This window comes from Kitasatospora sp. NPDC093102, from assembly GCF_040683915.1.
Taxonomy (GTDB): domain Bacteria; phylum Actinomycetota; class Actinomycetes; order Streptomycetales; family Streptomycetaceae; genus Kitasatospora.
The window spans coordinates 252731-275380 of the sequence record NZ_JBFBFA010000007.1 but is presented as its reverse complement, the minus strand read 5'-3'; the positions used below and the strand labels follow the sequence as shown (position 1 = coordinate 275380).

At 71.5% G+C, this 22650-nt stretch carries 18 protein-coding genes and 1 pseudogene; 10 read left to right on the top strand and 9 right to left on the bottom strand.

Annotated features, from left to right (window positions below; all coding sequences use genetic code 11):
* Positions 1-9 precede the first annotated feature (9 nt).
* Genes AB0O11_RS13465 through AB0O11_RS13450 form a run of 4 tightly spaced genes read left to right on the top strand, consistent with a single transcriptional unit; the run spans position 10 to position 3963 of the window.
* The gene (locus AB0O11_RS13465) at positions 10-972 is read left to right on the top strand and encodes an ABC transporter permease (RefSeq protein WP_363385329.1); all 963 of its coding nucleotides are present in this window, start codon (positions 10-12) and stop codon (positions 970-972) included.
* Positions 969-1955: an ABC transporter permease gene (locus tag AB0O11_RS13460; RefSeq protein WP_363385326.1), complete on the top strand. Its 987-nt coding sequence runs from the start codon at positions 969-971 to the stop codon at positions 1953-1955. The genes AB0O11_RS13465 and AB0O11_RS13460 overlap by 4 nt, the downstream gene beginning before the upstream one ends.
* Entirely contained in the window at positions 1955-2953 is a 999-nt protein-coding gene (locus AB0O11_RS13455; RefSeq protein ID WP_363385323.1) for an ABC transporter ATP-binding protein, read from the top strand. Before AB0O11_RS13460 ends, AB0O11_RS13455 begins: the two co-directional genes overlap by 1 nt.
* Positions 2953-3963 (top strand): oligopeptide/dipeptide ABC transporter ATP-binding protein, encoded by a 1011-nt coding sequence (locus AB0O11_RS13450; protein ID WP_363385321.1) that lies wholly within the window; start codon positions 2953-2955, stop codon positions 3961-3963. Before AB0O11_RS13455 ends, AB0O11_RS13450 begins: the two co-directional genes overlap by 1 nt.
* Positions 3964-4050: 87 nt before the next feature.
* On the opposite strand, the gene soxR is transcribed toward AB0O11_RS13450, so the two are convergent.
* Positions 4051-4524 carry a redox-sensitive transcriptional activator SoxR gene (gene soxR, locus AB0O11_RS13445; RefSeq protein ID WP_224280950.1) on the bottom strand — a complete coding sequence of 158 codons (474 nt, stop codon included), beginning with the start codon at positions 4522-4524 and terminating at the stop codon, positions 4051-4053.
* Positions 4525-4571: 47 nt separating this feature from the next.
* Here soxR and AB0O11_RS13440 point away from each other — a divergent pair, with 47 nt between their 5' ends.
* Positions 4572-6029, top strand: a complete 1458-nt coding sequence (locus AB0O11_RS13440; RefSeq protein ID WP_363385318.1) for an MFS transporter — start codon at positions 4572-4574, stop codon at positions 6027-6029.
* A gap of 92 nt (positions 6030-6121) precedes the next feature.
* On the opposite strand, the gene AB0O11_RS13435 is transcribed toward AB0O11_RS13440, so the two are convergent.
* From AB0O11_RS13435 to AB0O11_RS13425, 3 genes are all read right to left on the bottom strand, one after another.
* Positions 6122-8485, bottom strand: a complete 2364-nt coding sequence (locus AB0O11_RS13435) for an immune inhibitor A domain-containing protein (RefSeq protein ID WP_363385315.1) — start codon at positions 8483-8485, stop codon at positions 6122-6124.
* 154 nt (positions 8486-8639) lie between these two features.
* Entirely contained in the window at positions 8640-9017 is a 378-nt protein-coding gene (locus tag AB0O11_RS13430) for a YrdB family protein (RefSeq protein WP_363385312.1), read from the bottom strand.
* Positions 9018-9105: 88 nt separating this feature from the next.
* The gene (locus AB0O11_RS13425; protein WP_363385309.1) at positions 9106-11172 is read right to left on the bottom strand and encodes a prolyl oligopeptidase family serine peptidase; all 2067 of its coding nucleotides are present in this window, start codon (positions 11170-11172) and stop codon (positions 9106-9108) included.
* 121 nt (positions 11173-11293) lie between these two features.
* Between AB0O11_RS13425 and AB0O11_RS13420 the strand changes: the two genes are divergently transcribed.
* The gene (locus AB0O11_RS13420) at positions 11294-12466 is read left to right on the top strand and encodes an aminotransferase class V-fold PLP-dependent enzyme (protein ID WP_363385306.1); all 1173 of its coding nucleotides are present in this window, start codon (positions 11294-11296) and stop codon (positions 12464-12466) included.
* Positions 12467-12797: 331 nt separating this feature from the next.
* Positions 12798-15653: a DEAD/DEAH box helicase gene (locus AB0O11_RS13415; RefSeq protein ID WP_363385515.1), complete on the top strand. Its 2856-nt coding sequence runs from the start codon at positions 12798-12800 to the stop codon at positions 15651-15653.
* A 242-nt stretch (positions 15654-15895) separates the two neighbouring features.
* On the opposite strand, the gene AB0O11_RS13410 is transcribed toward AB0O11_RS13415, so the two are convergent.
* The 5 genes and pseudogenes from AB0O11_RS13410 to AB0O11_RS13390 form a co-directional block, all read right to left on the bottom strand.
* Positions 15896-16168, bottom strand: coding sequence for a transposase (locus AB0O11_RS13410; RefSeq protein WP_363385303.1), 273 nt, complete (start codon positions 16166-16168; stop codon positions 15896-15898).
* Positions 16169-17205: 1037 nt separating this feature from the next.
* Positions 17206-17424 (bottom strand): annotated as a pseudogene (locus AB0O11_RS13405) (transposase); the annotation flags it as partial.
* Positions 17425-17864: 440 nt separating this feature from the next.
* Entirely contained in the window at positions 17865-18551 is a 687-nt protein-coding gene (locus AB0O11_RS13400) for a WbqC family protein (protein ID WP_363385512.1), read from the bottom strand.
* Positions 18552-18573: 22 nt separating this feature from the next.
* Entirely contained in the window at positions 18574-19242 is a 669-nt protein-coding gene (locus tag AB0O11_RS13395; protein ID WP_363385300.1) for a YdcF family protein, read from the bottom strand.
* Between the two features lie 13 nt (positions 19243-19255).
* On the bottom strand, positions 19256-20341 hold the full coding sequence (locus AB0O11_RS13390; protein ID WP_363385297.1) for a hypothetical protein: 1086 nt from the start codon (positions 20339-20341) through the stop codon (positions 19256-19258).
* Between the two features lie 157 nt (positions 20342-20498).
* Here AB0O11_RS13390 and AB0O11_RS13385 point away from each other — a divergent pair, with 157 nt between their 5' ends.
* From AB0O11_RS13385 to AB0O11_RS13375, 3 genes are all read left to right on the top strand, one after another.
* The gene (locus AB0O11_RS13385; protein ID WP_363385294.1) at positions 20499-20819 is read left to right on the top strand and encodes a hypothetical protein; all 321 of its coding nucleotides are present in this window, start codon (positions 20499-20501) and stop codon (positions 20817-20819) included.
* 178 nt (positions 20820-20997) lie between these two features.
* The gene (locus tag AB0O11_RS13380) at positions 20998-21681 is read left to right on the top strand and encodes an ATP-binding protein (protein ID WP_363385292.1); all 684 of its coding nucleotides are present in this window, start codon (positions 20998-21000) and stop codon (positions 21679-21681) included.
* Positions 21678-22628: a hypothetical protein gene (locus tag AB0O11_RS13375; RefSeq protein WP_363385289.1), complete on the top strand. Its 951-nt coding sequence runs from the start codon at positions 21678-21680 to the stop codon at positions 22626-22628. Before AB0O11_RS13380 ends, AB0O11_RS13375 begins: the two co-directional genes overlap by 4 nt.
* Positions 22629-22650 lie beyond the last annotated feature (22 nt).

Genomic DNA, 22650 nt, shown 5'->3' with positions numbered 1-22650 from the left:
CCGGCAGCGATGAGTACCACCACTGAGCCCGCTGCCGTGGCCGAGTCCACGGCGGCGGGCGCCAAGAAGAGTGCCGGGCGCGGGCCCTGGCGGCTGGTCTGGGACCAGCTGTGGGCCAAGGGCTCGGCCCGGTTCGGACTGATCACCGTCGGCGTGCTGCTCCTGGTCACCGCGCTGGCCGGCCCGCTGAGCGCGCTCGGCGGCTGGACCCCCGAGGAGTTCGACAAGCGCGCCATCGACCCGTACCTGGGCGGCCTGCCCCGGGGCGACTTCGGCGGCATCAGCACCCGGCACTGGCTCGGCGTCGAGCCGATCACCGGCCGCGACCTGTTCGCCCGGGTGCTGCACGGCGGGCAGGTCTCCCTGCTGATCGCCTTCACCGCGACCGCCGTCGTCGTGGTGGTCGGCACCCTGGCCGGCATCGCGGCCGGATACTTCGGCGGACGCGTCGACACGGTGCTGTCCCGGCTGATGGACCTCACGATGTCCTTCCCCTCGCTGATCTTCATGATCGCGATGATGTCGGTGGCCAAGGACGTCAACCGGATCCTGCTGATCACCCTGGTGATCGGGCTGTTCACCTGGCCGGGCATCGCCCGCGTGGTGCGCGGCCAGACCCTCTCGCTCAAGCACCGCGAGTACGTCGAGGCCGCCAAGGTCGGCGGGGCGCGCTCCTGGCGCATCCTCACCCGGGAGATCCTGCCGAACGTCTCCGGTCCGATCATCGCCTACACCACCCTGCTCATCCCCGGCATGATCGCCACCGAGGCCGCGCTCAGCTACCTCGGCGTGGGCGTCCGCCCGCCGACCGCGTCCTGGGGCCAGATGATCGCCGAGAGCATCGTGCACTACGAGACCGACCCGACCTACTTCCTGATCCCGACCGCCTTCCTGTTCGTGGCCGTGCTCGCCTTCACCCTGCTCGGGGACGCGCTGCGCGACATCCTCGACCCCCGGGGAGGCCGGTCGTGATCCTCTACCTCGGCCGCCGACTGCTCGGCGTGGCGGGCATCCTGCTCGCCATCTGCGCCATCACCTTCACCATCTTCTACCTGCTGCCCAACGACCCGGCCGCGGCCGCCTGCGGAAAGACCTGCAGCCCCGAGCGGCTCGCCGACGTCAAGGCGGCCATGGGCCTGGACAAGCCGGTCTGGGACCAGTTCCTCGCCTACCTCGGCGGCATCTTCGCCGGCCGCGACTACGGCTCCGGCCCCAGCGCGGTGCACTGCGGCTTCCCCTGCCTCGGCTACTCCTACGAGTACGGGCTGCCGGTCTGGGACCTGCTCACCGACCGCCTGCCGGTCTCCATCTCGCTGGCCCTCGGTGCGGGCGTGCTCTGGCTGCTCCTCGGCCTCAGCGCCGGTGTCACCTCGGCGCTGCGCAAGGGCAGGCCGATCGACAGGACGCTGATGGTGCTGTCCGTCGGCACCGCCTCGCTGCCGGTCTACTTCACCTCGATCATGCTGATCTGGGGCGTCGTCAGGACGGCCGGCGTGCTGCCCTACCCCTCGTACCACAAGTTCACCGAGAACCCCCTGGAGTGGGGCTCCAACCTGCTGCTGCCGTGGATCGCGCTGGCACTGCTGTACGCGGCCATGTACGCCCGGCAGAGCCGGAACTCGATGATCGAGGCGATGGCCGAGCCGTACATCCGCACCGCCCGGGCCAAGGGCCTGCCGCCGCGGACGGTCACGGTCAAGCACGGGCTGCGCTCCGGGATGACGCCGATCCTGACCATCTTCGGGATGGACCTCGGCGGCCTGCTGGCCGGCGCGGTCATCACCGAGTCGATCTTCGGCCTGCCCGGTGTCGGCCGGCTGTTCTACGACGGTCTGGCCCGTTCCGACCAGCCCGTCATCCTCGGCGTCACCCTGCTCGCGGCCTTCTTCATCGTCGCGGCGAACCTGCTGGTCGACCTGCTCTACGCGTTCGTCGACCCGAGAGTGAGGTACTGATGACCAGGCTGTTGGAGGTCGAGGACCTCAAGGTCGCCTTCGACACCCCGCGCGGCACCGTCCGGGCGGTGGACGGGATCTCCTTCACCGTCGAGGCCGGGCAGACCCTGGGGCTGGTCGGTGAGTCGGGCAGCGGAAAGTCCGTCACCTCGCTCGCCGTCATGGGCCTGCACCGCGGCGCCACCGTCACCGGCTCGATCCGGCTGAACGGCCAGGAGCTGAACGGGCTCGGGGAACGGGAGCTGGGCACCGTCCGGGGCCGCCGGATCGCGATGATCTTCCAGGACCCGCTGTCCAGCCTGCACCCCTTCTACACCGTCGGGGAGCAGATCGCCGAGCACTACCGGGTGCACTTCAAGGCGAACCGCAAGGCGGGGAAGGCCAAGGCGGTCGAGATGCTGGCCGAGGTCGGCATCCCGGAGCCGGCCCGCCGGGTCGACGAGTACCCGCACCAGTTCTCCGGAGGCATGCGCCAGCGCGTCATGATCGCCATGGCGCTCGCCTGCGAGCCCGAGCTGCTGATCGCCGACGAGCCCACCACGGCGCTCGACGTCACCGTCCAGGCACAGATCCTCGACCTGATCGTGCGGATCCAGCAGGAGCGCGGCCTCGGCGTCGTGATGATCACCCACGACCTCGGCGTGGTCGCCCGGGTCGCCCACGACGTGCTGGTCATGTACGGCGGCCGGTCCGCCGAACAGGCCCCGGCGGACCGGCTGTTCGGGCAGCCCGGGCACCCGTACACGCGTGGCCTGCTGGACTCGCTGCCACGCCTGGACGACACCGACGACGCCCCGCTGCGGGCCATCCCCGGCAGCCCGCCGTCGCTGATCGCCCCCGCCCCCGGCTGCTCCTTCGCCCCGCGCTGCGCCCGCACCACCGCCGCGTCCGCCGAGGAGCACGCCCGCTGCCTGTCCGAGCGCCCCGTGCTCGGCCCGCTCGCCCCCGGCCACCAGGCCGCCTGTCACTTGCCGCTGGTGCCGGAAGGGGTGCTGTGATGACCACGCCTTCGACGACGGCCACGCCGCCGACGTCCACGCCGTTGCTCTCGGTACGGGACCTGGTGAAGACCTTCCCCGGCCGGCGCAGCCGCACCGGGCGGCCCGGTGCGCCGATCCGGGCGGTGGACGGGGTGAGCTTCGACGTCGGTGCGGGCGAGACGCTCGGCCTGGTCGGCGAGTCCGGCTGCGGCAAGTCCACCACCGGGCGGATGATCGTCCGGCTGCTCGACCCGACCTCGGGCACCGTCACCTTCGACGGCACCGAGATCGGCGGGCTCTCCCAGGCCCGGCTGCGCCCGCACCGGCGCGACCTCCAGATGGTCTTCCAGGACCCGTACTCCTCGCTCAACCCCCGGCAGACGGTGGCCCGGATCATCTCCGAGCCGCTGCTGGTCCAGGGCGAGAGCGCGGCGGACGCGCGCAAGCGGGCCGCCGAGCTGATGGAGCTGGTCGGGCTGATCCCCGAGCACCTGGACCGCTACCCGCACGAGTTCTCCGGCGGCCAGGCCCAGCGCATCGGCATCGCCCGCTCGCTGGCCACCTCGCCGCGGCTGGTGATCGCCGACGAGCCGGTCTCCGCGCTGGACGTCTCCATCCAGGCCCAGGTGGTCAACCTGATGGAGCGGCTCCAGCAGGAGCTGGGGCTGGCGTACGTGTTCATCGCGCACGACCTCTCGGTGGTCAAACGGGTCTGCGACCGGGTCGCGGTGATGTACCTGGGCAGGATCGTGGAGATCGGCGACAAGGCCGAGGTGTACGGCAACCCCGCGCACCCGTACACCGAGGCGCTGCTGTCCGCCGTCCCGCTGCCGGACCCGGAGGCGGAGCGCAACCGGGAGCGGATCGTGCTGCTCGGCGACCCGCCGAGCCCGGCCGCCCCGCCGCCCGGGTGCACCTTCCACCCGCGCTGCCCGAAGGCCCAGGACCTCTGCCGGACCGAGCGGCCGCTGCTGAAGATCGCCGGACCCGGCGAGCGGCAGGCGGCCTGCCACTTCCCGGACGCCTGAGCCGGGCACACGAGACCCCCGGTCGGACGCGGCGGGGAACCCTGCGAGGGCCGCGTCCGGCCGGGCTTCGGCCTTTCCCCCGCCCGCTCACTCCTCGACGGGCAGCAGGCCCTCCTCCGGCAGCAGCCGGCGCGGGCCCGGGCCCTGTGCGGCCAGCTCGTCCCCCGGGTTGAGCACCCGGCAGCGGCGCAGCGACACGCAGCCGCAGCCGATGCAGCCGGTCAGCTCACCCTCCAGCCGCTCCAGCTCGGCCCGGCGGGCGCGCAGCTGCTCGGCCCAGCGCCGGGAGATCCGCTCCCAGTCGTGCTTGCCGGGCATCCGGTCCTCGGGCAGGCCGGTGAACACCTCGGCGACCTCGGCGAGCGGGATGCCGAGCCGCTTGGCGACCAGGATGAGTGAGATCCGGCGCAGCACGTGTCGCCGGTAGCGCCGCTGGTTGCCCGTGGTGCGTTCGGAGGAGATCAGCCCCTGGTCCTCGTAGAAGCGCACCGCGGAGGTGGCGATCCCGGCCCGCCGGGCCACCTCGCCGACGCTCAGCAGATCGACCGGCGCGGTGGTCATGGCGGCTCCTTGACTTCAAGTTTTGTTGAAGTCCTAGCGTACCGGACGTGACCGAATCAGCTGCTGTCGAGAACGACACCACCATTGCCGAGCTGGATAGTTACCCGTCGGAGTCGCCGCCTGCGGGGGCCTCCGGCGGGTGGCGCGAACTTTTCTCCCGCCAGTACGCCGCCTCCGCGTCGATCCTGGCCGGCGGCGTCGCGCTGTACGCGATGAACCTCTACTTCACCGCCGCCCTGATGCCCTCGATCGTCGCCGGCATCGGCGGCGGGCGGTACTACGCGTGGGTGGCCACCGGCTTCCTGACGGCCGCCGTCATCGCCTCGATGCTGGTCAGCCGGCTGCTGGACCGCCTCGGTGCCGCCCGCGCCTACGTGCTGGGCTTCCTGGTCTTCGGAGCCGGCGCGGTGGTCAACGCGCTCAGCCCGTCGATGGCGGCGCTGATCCTCGGCCGGGTGGTGCAGGGCCTCGGCGGCGGACTGGTGGCCGGACTCGGCTACGCCGTGATCCGCAGCGCCCTGCCGGAGCGGCTGTGGACCCGCGCGGCCGGACTGGTCTCCGCGATGTGGGGCGTCGGCACCCTGGTCGGACCGTCGCTGGGCGGGCTCTTCGCCCAGTTCGGCGCCTGGCGCTGGGCGTACGTCCTGCTGCTGGTCGCCGCGCTGGTGCTGGCGGCGCTGGCCCGCCGGGTGCTGCCCGGGCGCTCCGGCGCGGGGCACGGCAGCGGCCCGGTGCCGCTGACCTCGTTGCTGCTGCTCACCCTGGCGGCGGCCGCCTTCAGCGTCAGCTCGACCGTGCCGAGCGGCTGGCCGACGGCGGTCTGCCTGCTCGCCGGACTGGCGCTGCTGGCGGGCTTCGTGGCGGCCGAGCGGCGCGCGGCGGCGACGGTGCTGCCGCAGCAGACCTACCGGGCCGGAAACCCGCTGAAGTGGCTCTACCTGACCGTCGCGGTGCTCTGCGCGGGCGTGGTGGCGGAGAACTTCATCCCGCTGTTCGGCCAGCAGCTGGGGGGCCTCGGCCCGCTGGTGGCCGGGTTCCTGGGCGCCGCGATCTCGGCGGGCTGGACCACCGCCCAGCTGTTCAGCGTCGGGATCGAGTCGGCCCGCGGCCGGGCCCTGGCGATCCGCACCGCCCCGCTGGTCCTGGTCGGCGGCCTGCTGGTCTACGGGCTGTCGCAGACCGGACACGCCTCCGGGCTGCGGGTGGTGCTCTGGGCGGTGGCGCTGTTCGGCGCCGGCACCGGGATCGGACTGGCCTTCCCGCACCTGAGCGTGGCGGCGATGCGCAGCAGCGGCGACCCGGCCGAGGGCGGCAAGGCGGCCGCGGCGATCAACACCACCCAGCTGATCGCCTTCTCGGTGACCTCGGCGCTCGCCGGGACCCTGGTCAACCTGGGTGCGGACAGTCCGGTCTACTCGGCCCGGTACATGACCTTCGGGATCGCCGCGATCACCGTCCTCGGGGTGGCCACCGCCACGCGCACCGCGCGCGCCCTGGGGAAGTGAGCCGGGCACACACATGAGCAGGCCCCGGATCCCTTTTCGTCGGGGGGATCCGGGGCCTTTCCCACGCGTTCGTCGGACGCGCGCTCTTCGGGTCAGGAGGCCGGGCCCACCCGGACGGTGGTGATCTTCCCGCCCTGGGACTCCCGGACGACCTCGATCCTGGTGTTGGTGTCCGGGACCTTCACCGTCAGCTGCGGCGTGGCCGCGTCGCCGTACACCCCGGTGTGGTCGTTGAACACCGGGACGGCCGGCTTCGACGGGACGCGCACCGCGACGCCGCCCTTGTGCAGGGTGAACGGCGTGGTCGGCTTGAGCGAGAAGGCCGCGTCGTAGGTCTGCGCCCGCCCGTTGACCAGCGCCCCGTCGGCGAAGCGGATCGGCGCCGGGTGGGCGTCGATCGGCAGGATCAGCCCGCCGCCGGGGTGGTCCTTGGTGTTGTTGTCGCCGTACGAGGTGTCCCACAGCCAGATCAGGACGCCCTCCTGGTACGGGTAGTTGTCCACCACGTTGGTCTTGCCCGCGACGCCGCTGTAGCCGAAGTTGTACGGGCCGGTCTTCAGGAATTCGCCGTAGCCGGTGTAGCGGCGGTTCTCGGCGATGTACGCGCGCGGGTGCTGCTTGACGGCGGTGCGGCCGGTGACGACCGTGAAGCCGGTGGCGGTCCAGCCGTTCGCACCGTTCTCGGCGCCGTCGGCGAACAGCTCGACGCCGCCGGCGGTGGCCTTGACGGCGTCCACCAGCACGCCCCTGCCGTGGGTGTTGCTGTCCGAGGTGACGTGGAAGCGCAGCCGGACCTGCTGGCCGAGGTAGCCGTCCAGCGGGATGTGCAGCTGCTTGTAGCTTCCGGAACTACCGCTCAGGCCCGGCGTGTTGGCGTTGGTGTTGCCGATCGGGGCGCCGTCCACGGTGCCGCCGAGGGCGGTCCAGTGCTTGCCCTGGTCGGTGGAGGCCTCGACGGTCAGGAAGTCGTAGTCCTGCTCGGTGTCGTACCAGACCGCCGCGTCCAGGGCGGCCGGGCCGGCGGCGGTGCGCAGGTCGACCTCCCGGGCGAGGGAGTTGTCGAGGTTGTCGCCGGTGTCGCTCCACCACTGCCGGCCGCCCTCGTACGGGTCGGCGAGGTCGGTCCTGGTGGTGCCGTCCGGCAGGTGCACCAGGACGGCCTGGGCCTGGTCGGTGTTGTAGCTGCTCACCCCGAGGGCGTGGGTGGAGCGGGTGGCGGCCTGTGCCTCGTCGTAGTCGAGCCAGCCGAACTGCAGCTTGCTCCAGGCGTCGAGGTCGCCGGGGTAGCCGCCGGTGGTGTTCGGGCCCTTGCCGAGGTACGAGCCGGAGGACATCAGCGACCAGAAGTTGACGCTGTTGTCGCCGCCGGTGGCGGGATAGAGGTCGGGCAGGCCGAGGTTGTGGCCGAACTCGTGGGCGAACAGGCCGACGCCGCTGTTCTCGCCCGCCTGGACGTAGTCGTAGACGTACAGGCCGGTGTCGCCGACCGGGGCGCCGCCGATCTTGTTGCCCTCCGGGCCGGTCTGCCCGGTCGCGTCCGGGAAGGTCCAGCTGCGGTGCGCCCACAGCGCGTCGGCGCCCTGGGCGCCGCCGCCCCAGGTCTCGTCCACGCCGGCGTGCACCACGACGACGTTGTCCAGGTAGCCGTCCGGCTCGTTGAAGTCGCCGGTCTTGTTGTGGTCGTAGCGGTCGTAGACGTCGTACTGGGCCAGCTGCGCCTTGATGTCGGCGACGCTGCGGCCCTTGGCGATCTCGCCGTCGTACCAGGCCTTGACGGCGTCCCGGATGAACTCCTGGCCCTGGGTCCAGGCACCGGAGCCCTGCGGGCCCTTGTTGCTGCCGTAGCGGGCCTCGTTGTACGGCACGGTGACCCAGTCGCTGACGGTGCCCTCGATGTCGTACCGGCCGGAGGACTGGGTGCGGTAGTAGTTGCGCATCGACACGGCGCCGGGTGTGTCGTCGAAGAACATCTTCTGGTAGTAGTCGCGGTTGAAGTCCGGCGACCACAGGGTGTGGTTGTCGTCCTTGCCGGGCTTGGGAATCCGGTTGTGGGCCGGGCCAGGGGTGCCGCCGTAGCGCGGCTGGCCGTTCCACTGGGTGGTGTTGTCCACCTCGTCGCCGAACTGGGCGAGGATCACGAAGACCTTGTCCGTGCGCTGGTGCGCGAGCTGGACGTAGTCGTTGCCGACCTTCACCTTCGCCGGGGCCCGCTTGCCCGCGGTCTTGGCGACGGTGCCCTTGTTGAGTTGCTCCAGGGCCTTGCTGCGCAGGGCCTGGCGCTCGCGCTCCTGGGGCACGAGCGGTGCCGGCGGGGCCTCGGCGCCCTGTTCGGCGTCGGCCGACGCGGCGGCGGTGAGGGGGACGGGGGGAGCGGCCTGGGCGGGGGTGCCCAGCAGGGTGGCCGCTATTGCGCCCGTGGTGAGCGCGGCGGCGAGGGCCGCGGACAGTCTGCGCAACTGACCGGTCCTTTCCGGGGGATGGGGGTGGTTCAGGTCATCAGTCAGTGAAGCGCAGGTAATATTTCACATGTGACCGGTCACGTGGAAGAGGCGTGAAGCAAGCGAAAGGGCGCCGCACCCGGAGGCGCGACGCCCTTCAACTGCCGGACCGTCAGCCGGTGGTGTACTCCAGGGTCACACTGATCACCACCAGTGCGCCGTACACCACCGCGACGGTGGTCCGTCCGGCGGCGTGCAGCGCGAGCGCCCCCGTGCCCAGGACCACCAGCTTGGTCACGATCTCGGCGGCCGGCGGCAGCCGGAACGTCGGTCCGCCGGCGGCCAGGAACAGAGCCCAGACCGCGGCCGCCAGGGCCGGTGCGCCGAGCCCGAGCAGCAGCCGCAGGCCCAGGTTGGGGCCGGTCTTGAAGCCCCAGTAGCAGAGCGACGCCAGCAGGGCGAGCTCCAGCCCGAAAGCGAGTCCGGCGTTGCCGGCGGTCAGTGGCGTCCACTGCCGCTGCCCGACCGGGCCGGGTCGGTCGATCCTCATCCGTCTGCTCTCCCCCGTTGCGCTGTTCCACCCGGGCCGGGCGGCGATCGTGCGGAGTGTGGCACTCCGGCCCGGGCGGCGCAATGGATCACCCCAAGGAGGTCCGCAGGAAGGCGAGTTCGGACTGGGCCAGCTGTTCGAGCAGCCCGCCCGGGGTCATGTGGGTGGCGCCGGGCAGCGGCAGCACGTTGTGCGGTCGGCCGGCCCGGGTGAGCGCCTGGGAGAGCAGCAGGGTGTGCGAGGGGTGGACGTTGTCGTCCGCCAGCCCGTGGATCAGCAGCAGCGGCCTGCTCAGGCCGGGCGCGTCGGTGAGCAGGCAGTCGTCGGCGTAGCCCTCGGGGTTGTCCTGCGGCAGGCCCAGGTAGCGCTCGGTGTACGCGGTGTCATAGAGCCGGAAGTCGGTGGGCGGGGCGCCGGCGCAGGCGGCGTGGAAGACGTCCGGGCGGCGCAGCACGGCGAGCGCCGCGAAGTAGCCGCCGTACGACCAGCCGCGCACGCCGACCCGGCCGAGGTCGAGGTCCGGGTGCTGCTCGGCGAGCGCGTGCAGGGCGTCGACCTGGTCGTCCAGCGCCACCTGGGACATGCGGCGGAAGATGGTGCGGGTGAAGTCGGGGGAGACGAACGGGGTGCCGCCGTTGTCGACGGTGACCACCGCGAAGCCCTGGTCGGCCCACCACTGCTTGAGCTGCCAGCGGCGCGGCTCGTTGGCCACCGCCTGGTAGCCGGGCCCGCCGTAGACGTCCAGCAGGACGGGCAGCCGCCGGCCCGGAACGTGGTCGCGCGGGTACACCACGGCGCTGGGCAGGGCGCGCTCGGTGACCCGGGCGAGCTGCGGGCGCACCTGGTACGGCAGGGCGGCGCTGCGGTCGGTGAGCGGCAGTTCGCGGCCGTCGCGGCTGATGACGCGTCGGACGCCCTCGGCGGTGGCCGAGGTGAGCAGCAGGGTGTCGGCGGTGGCGAGGGCGGAGTGCATGCCGGGGCCGGAGGTGAGCAGCTCGGGTGCGCCGCCGTCCGGGTCGACCAGGTGGACGTACTGGTCGAAGGGGTCGCCCTCGCCGGTCTCGCAGAGCAGCCGGCCGTGCAGCCGGCCGACCACCCGGCGGATCTGCAGGCCGGTGGTGTCCAGCGGCTTGCCGTCCAGCGCGAGGCCGCGGGCCTGCGGGGTGTCGTGGACGGTGAGCAGCCGGCCGTCGGCCAGCCGGGCGGGGGTGCCGGGCAGGTCGTCCACCCAGAACTCGTCGGTGGTGCGGGAGAGTTCGTCGGTCCTGCCGGTGGCCGGGTCGGCGCTCAGCAGCAGCACGTTCTGCTGCAGGCGGTCGGCGACGGTGAGCAGCACCTCCTCGGTGGAGGCCCAGGAGACGGCGCAGACGTACGGGAACTCCTCGCTGTCCCACTGCAGTCGGACCCGGGTGCCGTCGAGGCCCAGCACCCAGAGCTGGACGTCCGCGTTGGGACCGCCGGCCTGCGGGTAGGCGAAGTCCTCGGGCGCCTCGCCGGGGTGGGCCGGGTCGGCGAAGTACCGCCGGGGGACGGCGGATTCGTCGACCCGGGCGGCCAGCAGCGCACCGCCGTCCGGGCGCCACCAGTGGCCCCGGGGGCGACCGAGCTCCTCGGCGGCCGCGAACTCGGCGACGCCCCAGCGGGCGCCGTCGGCGGGGGAGAGCGGGTCGAGGCCGGGGGTGACGTACAGGGCGTCCTCGGCGACGTAGGCGACGCGCTGTCCGGTGGCGTCCGGGCGGGGGTCGAACGCGGGCCCGGCGACCGGGAGTTCGTCGCTGGTACCGGCTGTGGTGTCGGTGCGGAACAGCCGGCCGTCCAGGGTGAAGACGGCGGTGGCGAGGTCGGTGGTGGCGGCGTACGTGCCGATCCCGGCGGCGACCAGCCGGGTGCGCTCGCGCAGCCGCCGCTCGACGGCGGGCAGGTCGTCGCGCCGGCCGGTGCGGCCGGGCAGCAGTGCGGCCGGGTCGGCGACCAGCCGCTCCTCGCCGGTGGCGGTGTCGAGCAGGTGGAGGCGGTCGACCGGATCCTCCGGACCGGTCGAGCGGAGCAGCAGCAGCCGGGTACCGTCCTCGGCGAGGGTGTACGCACGCGGCGCACCGAAGGCGAACCGGCCGGTACGGGCGCTGAGGGCAAGGAAGGGGTCGGTGATGGTCACGGCCCGATGGTGGTCGCGAGGTGCGTGCCCCGACCAGTAGTCTGTCATGTGAAATGTCACACATCAGTCTGCGTGCCGGCCGGAGCGTCAGCCACCGGCACGTCAGCCAGCGGAGGAAACCGTGAACGAGGACCTGCGGACCGCCGAACCCCCGGCCCCGCTGCCCGCCGCCGACGGGCTGTTCAGCGTGTCGGCGCAGACCGCGCACCTGAACCACGGCTCGTTCGGAGCCGTGCCCGTCCCGGTGCAGCGGGCGCAGGACCGGCTGCGCACCGAGCACGAGCAGGACCCGGACGGCTTCTTCGCCGACCTCCCGGTGCGGATCGCCGCCGCCCGCGTCCTGATCGCCGCCGAGCTGGACACCGACCCGGAACGGCTCGCGCTGGTCTCCAACGTCACCGAGGCGGTCGCGATCGCCCTGGACAGCATCCCGTTCGCGCCCGGCGACCGGATCCTGGTCACCGACCACGGCTACGGCGCGGTGACGCAGGCCGCGGCCCGCAAGGCCGCCGAGACCGGCGCCGAGCTCGTGGTGGCCCCCGTCCCCCTGGAGGCCCCGGACGAGCAGGCCGTCCGGGAGGCGGTGCTCGCCGCCGTGGACGGGCGCACCACCGTCGCGATCCTGGACCAGCTGACCTCGCCCACCGCCCGCCTGGTGGCCGGCCCGGCCCTGCTCGCCGACCTGCGCGCCCGCGGCGTGACCACCGTGGTGGACGGCGCCCACGCGCCCGGCATGCTGCCCGCCCCGATCGACCCGAACGCCGACTTCTGGTTCGGCAACCTGCACAAGTGGGCCTTCGCCCCGCGTGCCACCGGGGTACTCTCCGTCCGACCCGAGTGGACCGGCCGGGTGCGCCCGCTGTCGCTGTCCTGGGAGCACGACAAGGGCTTCCCCGGCAACGTCGAGTGGCGCGGCACCTGCGACTACACGCCCTGGCTGGCCGCCCCGGCCGGCTTCGAGCTGCTGCGCGGACTCGGCCACGCGGCGGTGGCCGCCCACAACACCGCCCTCGCCGCGTACGCCCGCCGGGTGCTGGCCGAGCGGGCCGGTCTGGCCCCGCTGCCCGCGACGCCCGGGGTGTGGATGAGCACCGTCCGGCTGCCGGCCGGGTACGGCGAGACCGAGCCGCAGGTGAAGGCGCTGATGGCCGAGGTGTGGCACCGGCTGGGCACCCGGATCGCCGTCCGCCCGTGGGCCGGCGGCGGGGTGCTGCGGGTCAGCGCGCAGCTGTACAACCGGCCGGAGGAGTACGAGCGGCTGGCGGAGGGGCTGACCGAGCTGCTGAAGGGCTAGTCGCCGGAGGCCGGCGGCTCCGCCGGCAGCAGGTCGGGCGACGTCGCCGCCGGCCGGCGCGTGGACCACCGTGCTGCCGCCCCGGGAGGAACAGCCCGCGCCCGCCGGGCGTCGTGATCGGCCGGACCATGTGGGAGCAGTCACCGGGCCTCACCAGGAATGACCGGAGACGTTCGAACCTGACTCCGTACCGATCACTTGAAGACATTTGCAACTATGGATCTGAGAGAGGAGTGACCTCGTCGCACGGAAAAACGGTGCTATCGATGTCAGTCCTCCCGGGTAACCTCTCGCTGAGATGCGAGATCACACCAACCACATCCGGACGGCGATGAACACCCCCGATCCAGAGCTCCAGGACGACCGGGAGCTCAGCCCCGCCGAGGCGTACGCGGCCAGCCGTCGCCGGGCCCAGGAGCAGGCCACCGCCCTGTACGGCTTCCAGCAGCTGTACGACTTCCCGCTGGACGACTTCCAGCTGGAGGCCTGCGAGACGCTGGAGGCCGGATCCGGCGTGCTGGTCGCCGCCCCCACCGGCTCCGGGAAGACCATCGTCGGCGAGTTCGCCGTGCACCTGGCCTTGGCCGCGGGCCGCAAATGCTTCTACACCACGCCGATCAAGGCACTCTCCAACCAGAAGTACGGGGACCTGGTCAAGCGCTACGGCGCCGCCAAGGTCGGCCTGCTCACCGGTGACAACACCGTCAACGGCGACGCACCCGTGGTGGTCATGACCACCGAGGTGCTGCGCAACATGCTCTACGCGGGCTCCAGCACCCTCGACGGCCTCGGCTACGTCGTGATGGACGAGGTGCACTACCTCGCCGACCGCTTCCGCGGCGCGGTCTGGGAGGAGGTCATCATCCACCTCCCCGAGTCGGTCACCCTCGTCTCGCTCTCCGCGACCGTCTCCAACGCCGAGGAGTTCGGCGACTGGCTGGACACCGTGCGCGGCGGCACCAAGGTGATCGTCTCCGAGACCCGCCCCGTGCCGCTGTGGCAGCACGTGATGGCCGGCAACCGGATGTACGACCTGTTCGCCAACCCCGACCGGGACGGCCGCCCCAAGAACAACCTGAAGAACCCCGGCAAGGCCGTCAACCCCGAGCTGGTCCGGCTCGCCCGCTCCGAGCTCGACCGCAACCCGCGCGACCGCTTCGGCCGCGGCCGGGGCCGCTCGATGCCCAACGGCCGTCCCGGCCGGGTCTGGACGCCGGGCCGGGTGGACGTCATCGACCGGCTCGACGCCGAGGGGCTGCTGCCCGCGATCACCTTCATCTTCAGCCGGGCCGGCTGCGAGGCCGCCGTCCAGCAGTGCCTCAGCTCCGGCCTGCGGCTCAACAAGGACTCCGAGCGCGCCCAGGTCCGGGCGATCGTCGAGGAGCGCTGCGCCGACATCCCGGACGAGGACCTGCACGTCCTCGGCTACTTCGAGTGGCTGGACGGGCTGGAGCGCGGAATCGCCGCCCACCACGCCGGGATGCTGCCCCGGTTCAAGGAGGTGGTCGAGGAGCTCTTCGTGAAGGGCCTGGTCAAGGCCGTCTTCGCGACCGAGACCCTGGCGCTCGGCATCAACATGCCCGCCCGCTCGGTGGTCATGGAGAAGCTGGTCAAGTGGAACGGCGAGACCCACGCCGACATCACCCCCGGCGAGTACACCCAGCTCACCGGCCGGGCCGGGCGGCGCGGCATCGACGTCGAGGGCCACGCCGTGGTGCTCTGGCAGCGAGGCCTCGACCCGGAGGCGCTGGCCGGCCTGGCCGGCACCCGCACCTACCCGCTCAAGTCCAGCTTCCGGCCCTCCTACAACATGGCCGTCAACCTGGTCTCCCAGTTCGGCCGGCACCGCTCGCGCGAGCTGCTGGAGACCTCCTTCGCCCAGTTCCAGGCGGACCGCTCGGTGGTCGGCATCGCCCGCCAGGTGCAGCGCAACGAGGAGGGGCTGGAGGGCTACCGCGAGTCGATGACCTGCCACCTCGGGGACTTCGACGAGTACATGGGGCTGCGCCGCAAGCTCAAGGACCGCGAGAACGAGCTCGCCCGCGAGGGCACCAGCCAGCGCCGCGCGGCCGCCGTCGAGTCCATCGAGCAGCTCAAGCCGGGCGACGTCATCCACGTCCCCACCGGGAAGTTCGCCGGCCTCGCCCTGGTCCTCGACCCGGGCCTGCCGCCGGTCAACCGCTCCGGCCGGGGCGGCCCGCGCCACCCCGACTTCCAGGACGGCCCGCGCCCGGTGGTGCTCACCGCCGAGCGGCAGGTCAAGCGGCTCGCCATGATCGACTTCCCGCACCCGGTCGCCGCGATCGAGCGGGTGCGCATCCCCAAGTCCTTCAACCCGCGCAGCCCGCAGTCCCGGCGTGACCTCGCCTCGGCACTGCGCACCAAGGCCGGCCACCTGGAGCCCGAGCGCTTCCGGCGCGGCCGCGCGGCCGCCGCCGACGACCCGGAGATCACCCGGCTGCGCACCGAGCTGCGCCAGCACCCCTGCCACGGCTGCTCCGACCGCGAGGACCACGCCCGCTGGGCCGAGCGCTACCACCGGCTGCACCGCGACACCGAGCTGCTGGAACGCCGGATGCGCTCGCGCACCCACACCATCGCCCGCACCTTCGACCGGGTCTGCGCGCTGCTCACCGACCTCGGCTACCTGAGCGGGGACACCGTCACCGACGGCGGTAAGCGGCTCGGCCGGCTCTACGGCGAGCTCGACCTGCTGGCCTCCGAGTGCATCCGCGAGGGCGTCTGGAACGGCCTGGCCGCCGCCGAACTCGCCGCCTGCGCCTCGGCGCTGGTGTACGAGGCCCGCCAGTCCGACGACGCCGGCGCCCCCCGGGTGCCGGAGGGTGCGGCCAAGGAGGCGCTCGGCAAGATGGTCCGGATCTGGGGCCACCTGGACGCCCTGGAGGAGCAGCACCGGATCAACACCGCCGAGGGCGTCGGCCAGCGCGAGCCCGACCTGGGCTTCGCCTGGGTCGCCTACCGCTGGGCGCTCGGCCACAGCCTCGACCAGGTGCTGCGCGACGCCGACATGCCGGCCGGCGACTTCGTCCGCTGGACCAAGCAGCTGATCGACGTCCTCGGCCAGATCCAGGACGCCGCCGGCGAGGACGCCGAGCTCCGCAGGACCGCCCGCAAGGCCGTCGACGGCCTCCGCCGCGGCATCATCGCCTACTCCTCGGTGGGCTAGCCACCCCCCATCTCAGGGGCCCGCCGCTCACCCGAGCGCGCGGGCCCCTTCGTTTCCCAACGATGAAGCGGGCCCCTTCGTTTCCCAACGATGAAGGGGTGGGGAAGCGCCAGTCCTCCGGCCAAGGCGCTTCCCCACCCCCCACCCCCGTGCGGCTTCGGCTTCGCCTCGCCGCTTTGGCCTTCACGGTGTTGCGCAGGAAGTCGGGCCGGCGACTCTGCTGGCGAAGTATTTGATCTAGGTCAGGCCGCTGTGGCGATGCCGTGTTGGGTGCAGAGTGTGTGGATGCGGGTGGGGCGGCGGTTGGGTCTGGTCGTGGTGTCGAAGTGGGTGCCGAGTCGGCGGATGTTGATCGCTATGCCGGTGAGGACGTTCTGGAGGTGGGTTTTGGCGAGGCCTCGGTAGCGTGAGCGTCGCAGGCCGGGGCCTCGGACTGCTTGTGAGACGGTGCCCTCGACGCCGGCGCGGGCCCGGTAGGCCTCGCGCCATTGAGGGGTGTCCTGTTCGGCCTGCATCCGCATCCGGGCCGTGTGGATCGGTTCGGGATGGATCTCCAGGCTCCGGCCGAGGTGGGGGCGGCGGTGGTGCACTGGGCGCGGATGGGGCAGGGCCGGCAGTCCGCGCGGGAGAAGGCGACCCGGATCAGGCCGTTCTTCTTCGGCCGTATGGAGATGCTGGTGGCCCCGGCAGGGCAGCGGGCGGTGCCGGCCTGCCAGTCGACGTGGAAGTCCTTGGGGGTGAACGTGCCGCCCCGGGCGCCTCGGCCGGTCTGAACGGTGACAGGTGCGATGAGAGTGATGCCGCGTTCCAGGGAGACGCCGATGTTCGGCCCGCTGGGGTAGCCGGAGTCCGTCAGGTGCTCGCCGGGTTTCAGGTCCCGGGCGATGAGTTTGTCCTGGATGGGGGTGGTGGCGCTGACGTCGGGTTCGGTGGCGCAGGTGGTGTGGACGTCGGTGACCAGGTCCGGTAAGTCCTCGTCGCAGGACTCGGTCAGGTGGACCTTGGAACCGGTCCATTCCACGGTGGCGGCGCCAGTGCCTTTGGTGCTGAAACGGGCATCGGGGTCGTGAGGCGAGCGCACGCGCTGCGCGGAGGGCGGCAGTTCCTTGGTGTCCCGGTAGCGCAGTCGGCCGGTGGCGGTGGCCTCGAAGTGCTGCTCCCACAGCTGGCGCAGGATCCTGACCTGCGGGAGGTCGTTCATCCACCCGGCGGTGGCGTCCGTGTCGATGGCAGTCATCAGGCTCCGGCCGTCGGCGCCGATCTGCTCGGCGAGTTTGACGGCGGAGGCGTTCTTGCGGCGCAGGAGCCTGCTGGTCTCGACCTTGCGGCCGTAGCGCTCGTCCCAGCCCGGTTCGAGCAGCGGCACGATGAACGCGGGGCTGGTGCGGGCGATCTCCTCCAGGGCCATGCGCAGGGCCTCGCCCAGGCACTCGATGCGGTTCAGCCTGCGCACGCAGGCCAGGACGTGGGTGGAGTCGGTGCGCTGACGGCCGCCGGAGCGCACCAGGCCGGCGGCCTTCAGGCGCTCCAGCATCAAGGTCAGCAGGGCATCCGCCCGGTCCCCGGCCGCCAGACGGGCGCGGAACTCGCACAACACGCTGGCATCGAAGCCCGTGTATCCCAGCTCCAGCCCCAGCGTGTACTTCCAGGAGATCCGGTCGGCCACCGCCACCGCGGCGTCCCGGTCGGAGAGGTTGTGCAGGAACTGCAGAATCGTGACCATCACCAGCAGGGCCGGCGAGATGCCAGGCCGCCCCAGGTCCGCGTACATCTCCTCGAACTCACCCACGGCGAAGTCCTCGTCGCTGAACAACGGACCCAGCACATCCCGCACCCGCATCTCATCCGTCCCACCCGGATGAACCCTGCGAGCCAACGCCACGGTCTCCGACGGAATCCCCGACACACCACCAGGACGCAACACGACCCACCCCCACAGACAGCCAACCCGCCCAAACCGGACGGCACTTACTGTCCCGCACCCACCCCGAGCGACTTCGCCAGCAGAGTCGCCCAGCCGACTTCCTGCGCAGAAGAAATGCCTCTGCCCCCGCCGTCGGAGGGGGCAGAGGCATTTTGACGACGAAGGGAGTGGCCGTTGCCGCTTCGGCGGGGCCGAAGCGGCAACGGAATGGTGAGAGGCTGCGTAGGAAGTCGATATGGTCGACTTCTCATGGAGAAGGAGAACTCGACTACCGCGCCAGACACATCTCATGTCATTTCGAGGACCGCCTTCACGATGTGGGGCCCGTGCACCATCAGGTTGTGCAGTGCGCTGACCTGCCGGGCACTGGCCCACACTCCCGTGGTCGGTACGCTGAACTGCCGCAGTTCGACCCGTCCGGCCGTGAACAGGTCCGGCTCGATGTACCTGCTGCCGCCCGTGCCGCACAGGTACGTATCCGCGCCGACTGTCCGACACAGGTCCACGAGGCGCTGCGTCCGCCCGGATCCGGCGGACAGGGTACTGCTGCGCACCGCTGCTCCTGACCAGCCAAGGACACGGAGCAGTAGCAGGGTGGAGGCTTCGGCGATCTCCGCCGTCCGGTCGGTACGCCTGAAGAGCGTCAGGAGCCCCAGCAGGTCCGCCGCCAGTCGAGGCCAGAAGGGACTGTCCCCGTAATGCCGGCGAAGGACGTGTTCCACCCGGCGTACGCTGCGCGGGATTTCGACGAGGCGGGCGTCGCGGATCAGTGTTGCCCTTCCGGCCGGAAGGTGCGTGGGGACGGACAACCACCGGGTGGGGCCGCTACCGTCGACCGGCCCCAGCCGGGCCCGGTGCTGGTAGTCACGACGGTTGAACTGGACATCATCGAGGACCACCCAGACGTCCGCGGCGGCCAGCTTCGCCACGGTGGACAGTCGGGGGAGGAAGTTGGGTTGGTGGACAGCGCACACCAGCCCGGAGGGCGGCGCCGCGTCAGCTGAGGATCTTGCTGTCGAATCCGTCGGCCAGAAGCCGCTGGTACGCATCATGAACCGTCTCCGGAACATCCTGGGCGACGGCGAACCCGCGCCTCGGGTACTCGATCACCCGCTGGAGGTCGCCCACGAGGCTGTCAATCACGAGCTTGTCGTCGCCGATGCTTTTCACGTAGTCGTTCAGGTTCATCGGGGCCGAGGCGCACACCACCTCGACCTCCGGCCACACCTTGCGGCACGTCGCGTACGCCCGGCGCTCCATGTACGGCATGCTCACGAGCAGTACCGACCGTGCCTCTACCCCGGCGGCCTCCAGGACCTCACGGGAGAACTGGATGTTCTGCCCGGTGTTGCGGGCGTGAGGCTCCTGGTGGATCGCATGCTCGGGGACCCCGAGGGCGGTGGCGTGCTCGGTGAAGTGCACGGCCTCACCTCGGGGGAAGATCTCCGGCCGGGACGGGTTCGGCCCGCCCGTGAACACGATCTTCTGCGCCAGGCCGTCCAAGTACAGGGCTGCCGCCTCGGCCGCCACTCCGAGGTCATGGCAGCCCAGACCGATCGCCACATCGCACGGCCGCCGCTCGTGCCCCATCTGGTGGTATTCCCAGATCAGTGTGGCGTCCGCCCACTGCCGGTCGGTGATCTCGCACTGCTGCGTGTCCGCCACGTTCTTCTCCCACTCACTGAAGGCACCGTGCCCGCTGGAATCCAGACCGGATGCCTCGGATGCTCCTTCGCTGGTGGGTCATACCGTACTTGTCCGCCATCACCTCGGCCCTGTCCAGCAGAGCGAGCCCCTCCCCGGCAGTCGCGTGGTCGGTCAGCAGGATGTGGCCGTGCGCAGTGGTCAGCCGTACCTCCTGCATGGGCGCCGAACCGTTGGTGTTCGTCCTCGCCACCTCGATCAACCGGACCGCCTCCCCAAGATTCCCCGCACCGCGGTACGCGAGCGCGAGCTTTTGGTTGCCTGTCGCCCAGTCCTCCACCTCACCGAGGTTCTCGAACACCTGGATCGCCGACTCGGCGATGCTGATGGCCTGTTCGTGCTCGCCCTGCTTGTCGAGCGAGGTTCCCACCCACAGGGCCGCCCGAGTCCGGTCCCGTGCGCTGAGGCGAACGTCACCGGAAAGATCCGAGTATCGATCCGCCGCAGCCGAGAGCTGTCCGGACATCTCCGTCACCACGGCCATCGCCAGGTCCAACTGGGCCGTTCGCCGGGGGATGTCGAGCTGGGTGTACAACAATCGGGCCTTGGCGTACGAGGCCGACGCCGACAGTGGGCCGAGCAGTGCGCCCTGATCACGGCGGAGGTCACCCACCAGGACCGTCGAGCGGGCCAACAGGTAGAGGCCGCGGTCGTCGAGTTCGGCTGTCGGCCAACGTGACCGCCAACGTTCCAGCAGGGCTCCCGCTAACGCGAATTCCTGCCGGGATGCCGCCAGTACCGCCCTCTCGATGTCCTCCGCCCACGACTCGTACTCCCACGTCCGCGGCCCGGCCTGGATCTCCGCGAGCACCGGAGTGCCGACCTGTTGCGCCACCAGCGCCTCGAATCGCATGCGAGCATCGGGATCGCACTGGCGCAGCACCGTGTCGAAGATCGCCTGGGTGTCCGGCCTCGGCCTGGTGCACAGCCCCAGCTTCTCCCAGTTCGACACCGCGCGGACCGACATGCCCAACTGTGCCGCCCAGTCCCGAACGGACTTGCGGCACGCCAGCCGCAGAGCCCTCGCTTCGAGCCCGGTCCACACGATCACTGCCGCCATCGCCATACCTCCCGCTCCGGGGTGCCATCGAAGCACCGCAGGTCGTGGTGGTGCGGCGAAACTGCCACGGAACTGCCACGGCACGCGATTCCGCGACGACGGCGCCTCCCGCAGTCTGGAAGCCGACAACCCCGCTGACCGGGAGGAATCGCCCAGCATGCTCACCGAGCAACTATCGGTCCCACCGCCCGTCGTCATTGGGCTGCTCCGCACAGCGGTCGCTGCGGGGCTACCTCGTCGGCGAGCTCTGACCGGGGTCCTCGACGCCTTCTGCGAGCGGCAGGAACTCCACCTCGTCGGTGTGATCACCGATGAGGGTGCCGAGCCGGACGCCCTCATCGCCGGCATCGATGAGCAGCGCGATGTGTACGCCGTCGTGCTGCCCACGATCGCGCACCTCGGCGACCAGGCTGCCGCCAACAGACGACGCAAGCACCTTGAGGACGTCGGCATACGCCTCTTGGTCACTCGTACCTAGAAGACTGCGATCATGCCGAACTCTTTTGTCAGATCGGCGAGTTTGGCTCGTGCAGCAGCAGTTTTCCTGTTTGCCTCCCGGCTCCTGGCGCGGCGATTCCCTGCGAACACGCGATGAGCATCACTCGCCCGCCAGCGGCCCGGGACCACCTCCCCACGTCCAGCCCGGAGGAACATCCATGATCCGCGTCCTGGAGTTCAGTGCCACGGTCACAACCGCGTCTCTCGGCGCGATGCGCAACCGGTTGTCCGAGGAGGTCATGAGAGCCGGCATCGTCCTCGACGAGTCCCGGGAGTACGCGCTCCGCGTGTGCTCGTCGGAGTTCATCGACAACGCGATCAAGCACTCCGCAGGTCAAGCGCCCTACAGGGAAGCCGAGTTGTCGATCGAGGTCGGCGTTGATCGGGAGCGCAGCCGTTTGCGGATCACCGTGACGGACCCGAGCGTGGTTGAACCGGCGATGAACAGCAGCATCGACGACCTCGACGCGACCAGCGGCCGCGGACTGGTGGTCGCCGACGGCTACGCGGACGCCATCGGATGGCACCAGCGGCTCGACCTACAGGGTCGGCCCACCGGCTGGTCCGTCTGGTTCGAACTCGACGTGGAACCGCAGACCTTCGACCAGGCCACCGCCACCGAGGCGGAAGTGCAGCCGAAGACCGCCGTGCGGTCCCCTGAGCGGTGCCTGAAGGTCGGCTCCTGGTACGCACCCGGGAACGCGCCGAGGTCGAACCGGCCGGCTCAACGGCCCGGGGAACGCACCGTCGTGCCGACGGCCGCGAGCCGACGTCTCCACGGGCCGGGCCGGGCGGCCACTCCCGTCCACCCGTCCACTCCGTACCCGAGGACTGCGCCGTGAGCGTCGGAACGCGTACCAAGACACTGCTCAAGACCATCAGCCCCGCCCGCAGACTGGACATCGCGGCCTCCTACGAGGCCCTGACCCAGGCCTGCGTGGCCACCGGCGACGACCCCGCGAAGGCCGAACTGGTCAGCGACAGCCCGAACCACCTGTGGTCGCTGCCCGACTCCCGGGCACTCGCCATCGTCCACCCCGACCTGGACGAGGCCTGGGCCCTGATCAGAGGCGCGCAGTTCCTCCGGCAGCACCGGCTGCCCGTCGTCTGCCCGTACTACACCGATGTCCGCGCGTCCGCCGACGGCCGGGCCGTGACCTTCTGGCAGGACCCCGGTAGGCCCAGCACGGACACCTCCCTGTCCGCCTGGGTGACCGCCCTCGCTCACCGCGTCGACCCCGGAACGGCCCCGTGGCTGCGGGAGCACGACCCGTTCACCGGCCTGTTGGACGGCCTGGACGATTCCCTGCTGGACGAAACCGCCCGCCGCTTCCTGCGCGGGCATGCGGCTCTGCTGCACGAGGAATGGGACTACCTGGACTGGCCGACCCCGGAAGCCGTCGTCCTCGGCGCCCTCGGCATGGTCCCCTGCCACGACGACGGCGTCCACGTCGGCCTCCTGCTGCGCCGCCCGCTGACGCGCGGCCACCGCGAGTGGGACCTGGTCGCCGCCCGCTGGCGCTCCGAACTGCTCACCGGCCCGCGCGAGGACCACCGGACCTACGCCGACACCTACCTCTCCTACGAGCGGGAGGGCCGGCTCCCGGATCACCCCTACATCGGCGCCTGGTCCGGCTACCAGGTCGTGCGCGACGTCGTCGTCCTCACCGCGGTGATGGACACCGTGCGCCGCGCCCACCTCGACGCCGCCGCCCGCCGCCAGGCCGCCCACCGCGTCGCGTGCCTGCGCGGCGCGCAACCCGCCCCGTGGAACTGGGGGCCGCGATGACAAGCCTGAACGAGGAAACGGA